At 65.9% G+C, this 11,920-nt stretch carries 14 protein-coding genes; 9 read left to right on the top strand and 5 right to left on the bottom strand.

The window, feature by feature from the left end:
• From VGH54_RS08645 to VGH54_RS08615, 7 genes are all read left to right on the top strand, one after another.
• On the top strand, positions 1–367 hold a 367-nt coding region (locus VGH54_RS08645; RefSeq protein WP_331511532.1), incomplete at its 5' end, for a YajQ family cyclic di-GMP-binding protein.
• An 83-nt stretch (positions 368–450) separates the two neighbouring features.
• Positions 451–1,935, top strand: a complete 1,485-nt coding sequence (locus tag VGH54_RS08640) for an NAD(P)/FAD-dependent oxidoreductase (RefSeq protein WP_331511531.1) — start codon at positions 451–453, stop codon at positions 1,933–1,935.
• A gap of 51 nt (positions 1,936–1,986) precedes the next feature.
• Complete coding sequence (locus VGH54_RS08635) at positions 1,987–3,474, top strand: hypothetical protein (RefSeq protein WP_331511530.1); 1,488 nt, start codon at positions 1,987–1,989, stop codon at positions 3,472–3,474.
• A 180-nt stretch (positions 3,475–3,654) separates the two neighbouring features.
• On the top strand, positions 3,655–3,777 hold the full coding sequence (locus VGH54_RS08630) for a hypothetical protein (RefSeq protein ID WP_331511529.1): 123 nt from the start codon (positions 3,655–3,657) through the stop codon (positions 3,775–3,777).
• A complete protein-coding gene (locus VGH54_RS08625; RefSeq protein ID WP_331511528.1) occupies positions 3,774–4,049 on the top strand; it encodes a hypothetical protein in 276 nt (91 codons plus the stop codon). Before VGH54_RS08630 ends, VGH54_RS08625 begins: the two co-directional genes overlap by 4 nt.
• Positions 4,050–4,080: 31 nt before the next feature.
• The gene (locus tag VGH54_RS08620; RefSeq protein WP_331511527.1) at positions 4,081–4,380 is read left to right on the top strand and encodes a WXG100 family type VII secretion target; all 300 of its coding nucleotides are present in this window, start codon (positions 4,081–4,083) and stop codon (positions 4,378–4,380) included.
• A gap of 57 nt (positions 4,381–4,437) precedes the next feature.
• Positions 4,438–5,460 (top strand): NAD(P)H-dependent glycerol-3-phosphate dehydrogenase, encoded by a 1,023-nt coding sequence (locus VGH54_RS08615; protein WP_331511526.1) that lies wholly within the window; start codon positions 4,438–4,440, stop codon positions 5,458–5,460.
• Positions 5,461–5,538: 78 nt separating this feature from the next.
• Here the strand turns inward: VGH54_RS08615 and VGH54_RS08610 are convergent, their stop codons facing one another.
• The 3 genes from VGH54_RS08610 to grcC1 form a co-directional block, all read right to left on the bottom strand.
• Positions 5,539–5,874 carry a type II toxin-antitoxin system HicB family antitoxin gene (locus VGH54_RS08610; RefSeq protein WP_331511525.1) on the bottom strand — a complete coding sequence of 112 codons (336 nt, stop codon included), beginning with the start codon at positions 5,872–5,874 and terminating at the stop codon, positions 5,539–5,541.
• Positions 5,875–5,940: 66 nt separating this feature from the next.
• Entirely contained in the window at positions 5,941–6,804 is an 864-nt protein-coding gene (gene htpX, locus VGH54_RS08605; protein WP_331511524.1) for a zinc metalloprotease HtpX, read from the bottom strand.
• A gap of 79 nt (positions 6,805–6,883) precedes the next feature.
• The gene (gene grcC1, locus VGH54_RS08600) at positions 6,884–7,891 is read right to left on the bottom strand and encodes a nonaprenyl/(2E,6E)-farnesyl/geranylgeranyl diphosphat synthase (RefSeq protein WP_331511523.1); all 1,008 of its coding nucleotides are present in this window, start codon (positions 7,889–7,891) and stop codon (positions 6,884–6,886) included.
• A 15-nt stretch (positions 7,892–7,906) separates the two neighbouring features.
• On the opposite strand from grcC1, the gene menJ reads away from it, so the two are divergent.
• On the top strand, positions 7,907–9,133 hold the full coding sequence (gene menJ, locus VGH54_RS08595; protein WP_331511522.1) for a menaquinone reductase: 1,227 nt from the start codon (positions 7,907–7,909) through the stop codon (positions 9,131–9,133).
• Here menJ and VGH54_RS08590 read toward each other — a convergent pair.
• On the bottom strand, positions 9,126–9,830 hold the full coding sequence (locus tag VGH54_RS08590) for a demethylmenaquinone methyltransferase (protein WP_331511533.1): 705 nt from the start codon (positions 9,828–9,830) through the stop codon (positions 9,126–9,128). The genes menJ and VGH54_RS08590 overlap by 8 nt on opposite strands.
• A 59-nt stretch (positions 9,831–9,889) precedes the next feature.
• Here VGH54_RS08590 and VGH54_RS08585 point away from each other — a divergent pair, with 59 nt between their 5' ends.
• The gene (locus tag VGH54_RS08585) at positions 9,890–10,714 is read left to right on the top strand and encodes an SDR family oxidoreductase (protein ID WP_331511521.1); all 825 of its coding nucleotides are present in this window, start codon (positions 9,890–9,892) and stop codon (positions 10,712–10,714) included.
• A gap of 1 nt (position 10,715) precedes the next feature.
• Here VGH54_RS08585 and VGH54_RS08580 read toward each other — a convergent pair whose 3' ends face one another.
• Positions 10,716–11,870, bottom strand: coding sequence for a glycosyltransferase family 1 protein (locus VGH54_RS08580; protein WP_331511520.1), 1,155 nt, complete (start codon positions 11,868–11,870; stop codon positions 10,716–10,718).
• Positions 11,871–11,920 lie beyond the last annotated feature (50 nt).

The raw sequence follows: 11,920 nt of genomic DNA, 5'->3' as shown, positions 1-11,920 counted from the left end.
CTGGAAGGGCGAAGAGGCGATCGAGCTGACCAGCTCCACCGAGGAGCGCGTCAAGGCTGCCGTCGACGTCTTCAAGGAAAAGCTGATCCGGCGCGACATCAGCCTCAAGGCCTTCGACGCCGGCGAGCCGCAGGCCTCCGGTAAGACCTACAAGGTCACCGGCGCTCTGAAAGAGGGCATCAGCAGCGAAAACGCCAAGAAGATCACCAAGCTGATCCGCGACGAGGGCCCCAAGACCGTCAAAACCCAGATCCAGGGCGACGAGGTGCGGGTCACCAGCAAGAAGCGCGACGATCTGCAGGAGGTCATCGCGATGCTCAAGAAGGCCGACCTCGACGTCGCGCTGCAGTTCGTCAACTACCGATAGGCCCTCAGCCCTCGCCCAATCAACCGGTCGGTGCCTAATCTGGTGACGTAGGCAACAGGCCGCCCCCGAAGTGAGGTGCATCGATGACCGTGACGCCATCCGAAGCGACAGACGTTGACGTCATCATCATCGGCGCGGGCTTCTCGGGCCTAGGCGCGGCTCACCGCTTCACCGAGCGCAATCCCGGGACCAGCTACGCCATCTTGGAGCGACGCGAGCAGATCGGCGGCACCTGGGACCTGTTCCGCTACCCGGGCGTGCGCTCGGACAGCAGCATCTTCACCCTGTGCTTCCCGTGGGAGCCGTGGACCGGCCCGGAACGGGTGGCCGACGGCGAGCACATCCGCGAGTACCTGAACGCCACCGCGCACAAGTACGGCATCGATCAGCACATCCGGTTCAACACCCACGTCCGTTCGGCGGACTGGAACTCCTCGGACGACACCTGGACCGTCACCGCCGAGCAGGACGGGGCCGAAAAGACCTACCGCGGCCGCTTCGTCTTCTTCGGGTCCGGCTACTACAACTACGACGAGGGCTACACCCCGGACTTCCCTGGCCTCAACGAGTTCGACGGCTCGATTGTTCATCCACAGCACTGGCCCGAGGATCTCGACTACCACGGAAAGAAGGTGGTGGTCATCGGCAGCGGCGCCACGGCAATGTCGCTGATCCCGTCGCTGGCCGAGAGGGCATCGAAGGTGACCATGCTGCAGCGTTCGCCCACCTATCTGTTCTCGGCGGCCAAAACCAGCGGGCCGATAAACTTGCTGCGAAACATATTGCCGCGCAAGATTTCCCACTCGATCGTCCGGCAGAGTAATGCGCTGCTGGAAGGCTTGATCTGGCTGTTGGCCCGCAAGACACCGGGCTTCGTGAAGTGGTGGATCCGCCAGATCGCGGTGCGCTACCTGCCCGAGGGCTACGACGTCGACACCCACTTCAAGCCGCGCTACAACCCATGGGACCAGCGGCTGTGCCTGATCCCCGACGCCGACCTCTACGTCGCGATCGGCGATGGCCGCGCCGAGGTGGTCACCGACCACATCGACCACTTCGATTCCACCGGAATCGCTTTGAAGTCGGGCGAGCATCTGGACGCCGACATCATCGTGACCGCCACCGGTCTGCAACTGCAGGCCCTGGGTGGGGTGGTGGTGTCCATGGACGGTGCGGAGATCAAGCCGCAGGACCGCTTCGTCTACAAGGCCCACATGTTGGAGGAAGTGCCGAATCTGTTCTGGTGCGTCGGATATACCAACGCCTCGTGGACGCTGCGTGCCGACATGACCGCCCGGGCGACGGCAAAGCTGTTGGCTCACATGAAGTCTCACGGCTACACCCACGCCTACCCGCATTTGGCCGGTGAGCCGATGCCGGAGAAGTCGGCGTGGGACATCCAGGCCGGCTACGTGCTGCGCGCGCCGCACGCGCTGCCGAAATCCGGGGTCAAGCGGCCCTGGAACGTTCGACAGAACTACTACGCCGACGCCATCGACTACCGGTTCGACCGGATCACCGAGGCCATGGTGTTCGGCCGCGTCGAGAAGACGGCGTTGGCTGGATAATCCACAACGGTGAAGTGACACCGCCGACACATCCGTGACAAGCTCCATCCCGTGACGGGTCTGTCGGTTGCGGACATCGACCGATGGCAACCGGGCGAGGTCCGCGAGGTGTTTCATGCCGCGCGCTGTCGCAACGAGGCCAACCAACTCGCGTCGCACGCACTTGCCACTTTGCCGGCTTTCCAGAGTTGGGGTGGGGCCGCGGCCGATGCGGCGAAGCACTCCGTCGAGCAGACCCGCAAAGACCTCGACCGGGATGGACGCGAAGCGCTCGCGGTGGCGATGGCAGCCGACCGCGCAGCGGACGGCATCGAATCGGTCAAGGCGCAGCTGCAAAGACTCCGCGACGCCCTCGGACCCGCCGGACTGACCATCGACCCGGTCGGCGACAAAATCGTGGCCAGTTCGACGTTCAAGGGCACCGCCGCCGAGTTGTCGGCCAAACAGGCCCAATTTCAGCCACAGCTCGACGCGATATTGGGTCAGGCGACGGTCGTGGACGAGGAACTGGCGCAGGCCATCGAGATGGCCGACGGCGATGTGCCGATTCCGCACGGCACGCCGACGATCGACCGGGTCGGCCCCGACGGATTGACCCCCGCCCAAGTCGCCATCGACGCCGGACAGGAGAAGAACCAGCAAGACGCGTTCCGCCAGGTATATGGCCGAGATCCGTTGTCCGCCAACGACTGGCGGATGGCCGAGGGCCTCGATCCGCACACCTACGACCCCAGATACGGCGGGCACGAATCCAACGTTGTGGTCGGAAGATTCACCCCCATACCCGGCGGCGGGGTCTATCGGCAGAACATGTACATACCCTCGGCCGAGGTCCAGAACTTCGAATTCAACGACCGGGTGAATCCGCACATGGTTGGCGACAATCGAGGACCGTCGCCATTCGCTCCCGCGGAAGCATCCCGGGTCAGCCTCTATGTGGACATGGAGCACGGCATCGTCGTCGCTCGCCAAAACCCGACGATGTCGACCGACGGGAAGGACGCCGGCACCGGGAAGCCGATCGTGAATGTACTTCAGGGTGATAATGGCGCCCTGATGATCTCCTACCAGGCCGCTGATCCCTTCGAGCCAGGAATTGCCAAGCCCATCGTCAACGTCAACGGCACGATGAATATTGTTCCCACCGGGGGTGGCAACGTCGCGGTCGGTGGTGACATCACGCCGTACCCGAGCACTGAGGCGTATCAATACAAACCAGACGGCAGCGTGACTCAGCTGTTCAACCAACAGGTGACCACGAATCAGCTTGGGCCGCTGACTCTCCCGCTGGGTCACAACCATGTCGGTGCTTCGTTGCCGGATCTGCCTCAGCCGTGGACCCCACCGTTGCCGGATGGGCTACCCCCCTCGGCGCCGCGGCTGATACCAACCCAACCGTTGCCGATGACCACCTTGGGGCCGGCGGCGAACCCGCCGCAGGTCTACACCGTCCCGGTGCCGCCTCCACTGGCACCATCGGTGGCGGCTCCGCCGTTGCCCGAGCCCACACCCCCGCCGTTGCCCGCTCCACGGTCCTGAGAGAAAGCGGTATTCACCATCAGATCGAGCAGCCTATCGCCCAGATACTGGGCGCTCGCAACGTTTCTCATCCCGATCGCGGGCGCGCTCGGATATGGGATTTGGCTGGTCATCAGCGCGGCCGGACTCGCGCAGTCCACCCGGTCCGAAGAGATTGTGCGAAGCGTTGCATTGCTGGTCATGTCCGCCGTCTTTCTGCCGATTGCGCGTCCCTGGTCACGCGCGCTCGGTATCGGGTTTTTGTGCGCGCTGATCTTCATGCTGATCGGCGTGCTCCAGTTCGAGGTGTTCCGCGGCCCATGACGGACCCCGTTGCCAGCCAATCAATGGCTCCAGCGCCCTTGTTTTCGGTTTGGTCACCTGTCGTCGCGATCCTCGGAGCCGTGGTCGCTTACTCGGCGCCCGGCTGGCTGGTCGCGGCGGCCTGGACTCTCGGAGTGCTGTGCGCCCTGCCGTTCGAAAGGTTCCGCGCGGTTGTCCCGCTGGCGCTGCTGACCTGGAGTGCCGGGTGGTTGGCGGCGCTCCTGCTGTCGTTCGCCGAGGCGGGGATCGTCGGCCTGTTCGTGGTGAAGTGACAGCTAGCCTCAGCCTTGGTAGGAAGTGGCCATGGCGCTCACGGTCAACCTCGAACACCTCGCCACATCGGCGGCACAGATCACCGGTAATGGCGAGGACCTGGCGACGTCGCACCTGTCGGTAGACAATCGGATTGCGGCCGCACAAGGCGGGTGGACCGGACGGTCAGCCGAAGCACTGGCTCGCCGCGCACCGCGATGGACCGCCAACTCGACGGCACTGGTGACGCAGATGGGCGATCATGCCGAACATTTCTCCACCTGCGGCCAGGCGTACGCGACGATGGAAACTCACCACGCCGGGCAGTTGGACTCCCAGGTTCGCCCTTAGGCACAACTTCTCTCCAACCGCCGGTAAAGATCAGGCGACGGCAATACGCTGATCGCCATGGCAGCTATGCGCGAACCGAACGTCGTCGTTTTGGGGGGCGGTTCTTGGGGCACCACCGTCGCGTCCATCTGTGCGCGCCGCGGGCCGACGCTGCAATGGGTGCGCTCCGAGGAGGCCGCCAAGGATATCAACGAGAATCACCGCAACACCAAATACCTTGGCGAGGACCACGTGTTGTCCGAAAGCCTGCGCGCCACAACCGACTTCGCCGAGGCCGCCCGTGCTGCCGACGTCGTCGTGATGGGCGTGCCGTCGCACGGGTTCCGCGGCGTGCTCACCGAGCTGGCATCGGAATTGCGGCCGTGGGTGCCGGTGGTGTCCTTGGTCAAGGGCCTCGAACAAGGCACCAACATGCGCATGTCGCAAATCGTCGACGAGGTATTGCCCGGCCACCCCGCCGGCATCCTGGCCGGGCCCAACATCGCCCGTGAGGTCGCCGAGGGCTACGCCGCAGCGGCGGTACTGGCGATGCCCGACCAGCATCTCGCCGCGCAGCTCGGACAGCTGTTCAGCACCAAGCGCTTCCGCGTCTACACGATCGACGATGTGCTCGGTGTTGAGATGGCGGGCGCCTTGAAGAACGTGTATGCGATCGCGGTCGGGATGGGCTATTCGCTGGGTATCGGCGAGAACACCAGGGCGATGGTGATCGCCCGCTCGGTGCGTGAGATGTCAAAGCTGGGCGAGGCGATGGGCGGACAGCGGGACACCTTCGCCGGGCTGGCCGGGATGGGCGATCTGATCGTCACCTGCACCAGCCAGCGCAGCCGCAACCGGCACGTCGGCGAGCAGCTCGGTTCGGGCAAAACCATCGACGAGATCATCTCGTCGATGAACCAGGTGGCCGAGGGCGTCAAGGCTGCCAGCGTGATCATGGAGTTCGCCGACAAGTACGGCCTGAACATGCCGATCGCTCGGGAGGTCGACGGCGTGATCAACCACGGCTGCACCGTCGAAGATGCCTACCGCGGGTTGGCGGCGGATACGCCGGGACACGAGGTGCACGGCGCCGGTTTCTGACCCCGGTAACCCCATCAACCACAGCGGCACCGGCAGCCTTGGGGCACACTAGGTTTGGAAACGAAACCGCATGCGATATCAGAGGTCGAACAGACCGATCGGCGGCCGATCCGCCAGCTTCTGCACCACCCACTGATTCAACGACACATTCTGCTCGGCGGCCTCGACCGTCAATCGGGCGTGCAGCGCCGGTGACGTCCTGACGAGGAACTTGCCGCGGAACTGCCGTTCGGTCATCGGCGGCGGCACGTCCTCGCCGCGTTCGACGAGATGCTCGTCGACGGCGCGCTCAACATCGGCAATGGCTTCTTGCATCGTCGGCGCCCACTGCGACAGCCACGGCAATTCGAGGCAGCGCCCGACGTATTCGCCGTGCTCAGAGGACCATTCGGCGCGGTACGTGTAATGGTTCACCCGCGGGTGATATCACATACGCGCTTAAACCAAAGAGTCACCTAATGGTCAGGCTGTGCACAAGACCTAGTGGCCGGCCATTTCCTCGAGGCGACGAATCCGGTCGGCCATCGGCGGATGTGTGGAGAACAGCGAACCGATCTTCTCGCCGGCACGGAACGGGCTGGCGATCATCAGGTGCGCCTGGGCGGCCAGCTTCGGTTCCGGCGGCAGCGGCGCGGACTGCACACCACTGGAGATCTTGCGCAGCGCGGAGGCCAGCGCCAACGGGTCGCCGGTCAGGATCGCACCGGACTCGTCGGCCTGGTACTCGCGCGATCGAGACACGGCCATCCGCACCACCGTCGCCGCAATCGGGCCCAGCATCGAAACTAGAAGCAGCGCAAAGGGATTGCCGCCTTCACGGTTGTTGCCGCCCATCATTCCGGCGAACATCGCGATGTTGGCCAGCGCGGTGATCACCGACGCGAGCGCGCCGGCCACACAAGAGATCAGGATGTCGCGGTTGTAGACGTGCGACAGCTCGTGTCCGAGTACCGCACGCAGCTCGCGCTCATCGAGGATGTTGAGAATCCCGGTGGTGCAGCACACCGCGGCGTTGCGCGGATTGCGACCGGTGGCGAACGCGTTGGGCGCGGCCGTGTCGCTGATGAACAGCCGCGGCATCGGCTGGTGAGCAGCGGTAGCCAGCTCGCGCACGATCCGGTAGATCACCGGCTCCTGCACCTCCGACACCGGCTGCGCGTGCATCGCCCGCAGCGCCAGCTTGTCGCTGTTGAAGTAGGTATAGATGTTCATGCCGACGGCGAACACGACGGCAAGGAACATCACACCCCTGCCGAACAAACTGCCCACCAGCACGATCAGCGTCGACATGCCAACCAGCAACGCGAACGTCTTGAACGTGTTGTGATGCGGATGCCAGGTCATTAAATCCCTCCTATGCCCTGCTGCGAGCAGCCGGGTTCTGCACATTTAACGCCGAGGAGCCGCGGCAGAGTTCCGCAAATCAGCCGTGTCGGTGGATCGTGTAGTCGACCAGCGTCGTCAACGCCTGGCGCCCGGGGCTGTCGGGCAGCGCGGCCATCTCCTCGTAGGCCTTCGCCGCATACTGCGCGACCGTGTCCTTGGCCTTGGCCATGCCCGCCGAGGCCCGCAGCAGGGTCAGCGCCTCGGTGACCGCCGCGTCGTTGTCGATCGGGCCGACCAGCAGCTCACGCAGCCGGTCAGCATCGGGTCCGGTGTCGTGCAAGGCGTAGAGCACCGGCAGCGTGTGCACACCTTCGCGCAGGTCGGTGCCGGGCAGCTTGCCGGACTCGTCGGGGTCGCTGTCGATGTCGATGATGTCGTCGGAGATCTGGAACGCCGTGCCGACCAGGTCACCCAGTCGGCTGAGCCGCTCGATCTGGTCCTCGTCGGCGCCGGAGAACATCGCGCCGAACCGGCCGGCCGCACCGATCAGGCAGGCTGTCTTCTCGTGCACCACCCTCAGGTAGTGCACGATCGGGTCGGCCTGCTCCGCGGCACCCTGGGTTTCGCGCATCTGGCCGGTGACCAGCTGGGCGAAGGTCTCGGCGATGATCCGCACCGCGTCGGGGCCCAGCCGCGACACCAACCGCGACGCGGTGGCGAACAGGTAGTCCCCGGCCAGGATTGCGACGTTGTTGCTCCACCGCAGGTTGGCGCTGGGTGCGCCGCGACGCACTTGCGCCTCGTCCATCACATCGTCGTGATAGAGCGTGGCCAGATGCACCAGCTCGATCACCGCACCGGCGATCGTCACCTCGTCGGAGTCCGGATGCGGCCCCAATTGCGCCGACAACACGGTGAACAGTGGCCGGAATCGTTTGCCGCCGGCCTCGAACAAGTGCAGCACGGCGTCTGTCATCAGGTCGTCTGACCCGCGCAGCTCGGTTTCGATCAGTTGCTCGATGCGGGCCACCCCGTCGCGCACGCCGGTGGCGAATTCGGCGTCACCGAAGTCCACGCCCGCTACCACTGTCGCCGGAGTCCTCACCCGACCAACATACTGGTGAGCATGGACTCCCATGCCGACGTGGTGGTCGTGGGCGCCGGCCCGGCCGGGTCGGCGGCCGCAGCCTGGGCGGCGCGGGCCGGCCGCGACGTGCTGGTGATCGACGCGGCGAACTTTCCCCGCGACAAGTCCTGCGGCGACGGGCTGACGCCGCGTGCGGTAGCCGAACTCGAACGACTGGGCCTGGGCGAATGGCTGGACGCCCGGATCCGGCATCGCGGCCTGCGGATGAGCGGATTCGGCGGCGAGGTCGAGGTCGAATGGCCCGGCCCGTCGTTCCCCTCGACCGGTAGTGCGGTGGCCCGCGTCGAGTTGGACGACCGGATTCGTAAAGTCGCCGAAGAATCCGGTGCACGCATGCGACTCGGCGTCAAAGCTGTTGGCGCTAACCATGATTCGTCGGCCCGAGTGACGTCGCTGACGCTGGCCGACGGGACACAGGTCGGCTGTCGCGAACTGATCGTCGCCGACGGCGCCCGTTCGACGCTGGGCCGCGGGCTGGGCCGACGATGGCATCAGGAAACGGTCTACGGGATCGCGGCCCGGGGATACCTGACCACGCCACGCAGCGATGACCCGTGGCTGACCTCACATCTGGAGCTGCGCTCGCCCGACGGCGCGGTGCTGCCCGGCTACGGCTGGATCTTCCCGCTGGGCAACGGCGAGGTGAACATCGGCGTGGGCGCACTGTCCACCTCGAAGCGGCCCGCCGAATTGGCGCTGCGACCGCTGATGTCGTACTACACCGACCTGCGCCGCGAGGAGTGGGGCTTCGAAGGCCCGCCGCGCGCGATGTCATCAGCGCTGCTGCCGATGGGCGGCGCGGTCTCGGGGGTGGCCGGCCGGAACTGGATGTTGATCGGCGACGCTGCGGCCTGCGTCAACCCGCTCAACGGCGAAGGCATTGACTACGGGCTGGAATCAGGCCGCATGGCCGCAGAAATGCTCGGCTCGGGCGATCTGTCCAAGGCCTGGCCGCACGTGCTGCAATCCCATTACGGCCGAGGGTTTTCGGTGGCCCGCCGTCTCGGGTTGTTGCTGACGTTCCCGCGGTTCCTGCCCGCGGCCGGCCCGATCGGTATGCGCTCGACTACGCTGATGGGCATCGCGGTGCGGGTGATGGGAAACCTGGTCACCGACGACGACGCCGACTGGGTTGCCAGGGCGTGGCGCGGCAGCGGGCGTGTCTCTCGGCTGATCGACCGACGAAAGCCTTTTAGCTGACCGGCTTTTCGTGCGCCTTGTAGGCGGCGTGTAGCGCGACGATGCCACCGGTCAGGTTGCGCCACCGCACCGCCGACCATCCAGCGCGCGATATCTGGTGGGCAAGCTCAGCCTGGTCGGGCCATGCCCTGATCGACTCGGCAAGGTAGACATAGGCATCCGGGTTGCTCGACACGGCCTGCGCCACCCGTGGCAGCGCCTGCATCAAGTACTCCTTGTAGGCCGTGGCGAACAACCGATTGGTGGGCGTGGAGAATTCGCACACCACTAACCGTCCACCGGGCCGCGTGACCCGGGCCATCTCGCGCAGAGCCGTGTCGCGCTCGGCGACGTTACGCAGCCCGAAGCTGATGGTGACCGCGTCGAACACGTTGTCGCCGAACGGCAATCGGGTCGCGTCACCGGCCACCTTCGGCACCATGCGGCCGTGCCCCGCACCGAGCATGCCGACGGAGAAATCCGCAGCCACGCACCACGCCCCGGACGTGGCCAGCTCGACCGTCGACACTGCGGTGCCGGCGGCCAAGTCGAGCACTTTCTCCCCTGCCCCGATGCCCAGCGCCAACCGCGTGGCGCGCCGCCAGTACCGATCCTGACCCAGCGACAGCACGGTGTTGGTGATGTCGTAGCGCCGCGCGACGCCGTCGAACATCGACGCCACCTCACGGGGGTCTTTGTCCAGCGTGGCGCGGTTCACATCGTCGAACCTACCGGCCATTCGGGAATGGGACGCCGACGGATGCGTTGCACCACGGCGTGACAGAAAAAGTTTGGTTTATTACCGGTACTTCACGTGGCTTCGGACGGGAATGGGCAATCGCCGCCCTGCAGCGCGGCGACAAGGTCGCGGCGACCGCGCGCGACACCGCGTCGCTGGCCGATCTGGTGGACACCTACGGCGACGCCATTCTGCCGATCCAGTTGGACGTGACCGATCGCGCGGCGGACTTCGCCGCGGTCAAGCAAGCCCACGGCCACTTCGGGCGCCTGGACGTCGTGGTCAACAATGCGGGCTACGGTCAGTTCGGGTTCGTCGAGGAGCTGTCCGAGCAGGATGCCCGCGACCAGATCGACACGAACGTGTTCGGGGCGCTGTGGGTCACCCAGGCGGCCCTGCCGTATCTGCGCGAGCAGCGCAGCGGCCACATCATCCAGGTGTCGTCGATCGGTGGCATCATCGCGTTCCCCAATGTCGGGATCTACCACGCGTCGAAGTGGGCGCTGGAAGGCTTCTCCCAGGCGCTGGCGCAGGAAGTCGCGCCGTTCGGTGTGCACGTGACGCTGATCGAGCCCGCGGGCTTCGATACCGACTGGGCCGGGTCGTCGTCGCGGCGCGCCGAGGAGCTGCCGGCCTACGCCGACGTGCACGCGGCGACCGATGCGGTTCGCAAGCAGCGATGGTCTGCGCCGGGTGATCCGAAAGCGTCCGCGGCGGCGGTGCTGAAAGTGGTCGACGCCGAGCAGCCACCGTTGCGGGTGTTCTTCGGCACGGCGCCGCTGGAGTTGGCCAAAGCCGATTACCAGGAGCGGCTACGCACGTGGGAGCAGTGGCAGTCGGTCGCCGAGCTGGCTCAGGGCTAGCTTACTGCCCCTGAGCGTGTTGGCGGCGCGTCATGCGTGCGCGGGCGATTGGCGACAGCACCGCCTCGTAATGGCCGAGCAGCTGGTCGCAGATGGCGGGCCAGCTGCGTTCCAGCACGCTCTTTCGTGCGGCCACCGAGTAACGCTGCCGTTCTTCCAGCAGGTGCGCGACGGCGTTGGGCAGCTGCGCTTCGAATTCCTTGACTCCCAACAGCAGTCCGGTGCGCCACGGCGTCACCAGGTCGCGAGGTCCACCGGCATCGGGAGCGATCACCGGCAGGCCCGACGCCAGCGCCTCCTGCACGACTTGGCAGAACGTCTCGTGCTCACCGGCATGGACGAAGACATCCATGCTCGCGTACGCCGTCGCGAGTTCCTCGCCGTAGAGCGCGCCGGTGAAGACTGCTGTGGGCATTGCCGATTGGAGCTTGGCGCGGTCGACGCCATCGCCGACGATCACCACCTGCACGTCACCGGCGGCGGCCAGCGACGTGAGCCGCTCGACATGCTTCTCCGGTGCCAGCCGGCCGACGAAGCCGACGATCGGCTTGCCGTCCGGCGACCAGTGTTGCCGCAGGGCCTCGTCGCGGGCCGACGGCGCGTAACCGATCATGTCAACGCCGCGCGCCCAGTGATGGACCCGCGGAATACCGTGAGCAACAAGCGATTCCATCGTTGCTGTGGACGGCGCCAGGGTGCGGTCGGCCAGGCGGTGCAGATGGCGGAACCACGCCCAGGCCGCCCGCTCGGTCATGCCGATCCCGTAGCTGGCCGCGAAGCCGGGGACGTCGGTCTGATACACCGCGACGGTCGGCACCCCGAGACGACGTGCCGCCCTCACCCCGCCCCAGCCGAGCAGGGCGGGCGACGCCAAGTGCACGACGTCGGGCTCGAATCCGCGCAGCACCCGCAAAATCCGTGGCATCGGGAGCCCCAACGGCAGGGTAGTTACCTTCGGGAACATCCAGGACGGCACCCGGTGCACCCGGATACCGTCATAGATACGGTCCGCGGGCTCCTCGCCACGCGGGGTGTCGGGTGCGATGACAAGTGCTTCGTGTCCGGTGCGGCGAAGATGCTCGAGTGTTCTGATCACCGAGTTGCTCACGCCGTTGACGTGCGGGAGAAAGGATTCCGCGACAATCGCTACTCGCACACCATCACGGTGGCAGCGTCGCCTGTCGATATGGTTACCGACTGGCGTAC

Origin of the sequence: Mycobacterium sp., assembly GCF_036488105.1 — a bacterium.
GTDB lineage: Bacteria > Actinomycetota > Actinomycetes > Mycobacteriales > Mycobacteriaceae > Mycobacterium.
The sequence above is the reverse complement of the archived record's forward strand: the minus strand, read 5'-3'. Positions and strand labels throughout refer to the sequence as shown.

Bases quoted from the DNA above. Each gene is read 5' to 3' on its own strand.
- VGH54_RS08615 (WP_331511526.1), top strand. From the start codon at position 4,438: ATGGCAGCTATGCGCGAACCGAACGTCGTCGTTTTGGGGGGCGGTTCT.
- htpX (WP_331511524.1), bottom strand. From the start codon at position 6,804: ATGACCTGGCATCCGCATCACAACACGTTCAAGACGTTCGCGTTGCTG.
- VGH54_RS08630 (WP_331511529.1), top strand. From the start codon at position 3,655: ATGTCCGCCGTCTTTCTGCCGATTGCGCGTCCCTGGTCACGCGCGCTC.
- VGH54_RS08620 (WP_331511527.1), top strand. From the start codon at position 4,081: ATGGCGCTCACGGTCAACCTCGAACACCTCGCCACATCGGCGGCACAG.
- VGH54_RS08640 (WP_331511531.1), top strand. From the start codon at position 451: ATGACCGTGACGCCATCCGAAGCGACAGACGTTGACGTCATCATCATC.
- VGH54_RS08625 (WP_331511528.1), top strand. From the start codon at position 3,774: ATGACGGACCCCGTTGCCAGCCAATCAATGGCTCCAGCGCCCTTGTTT.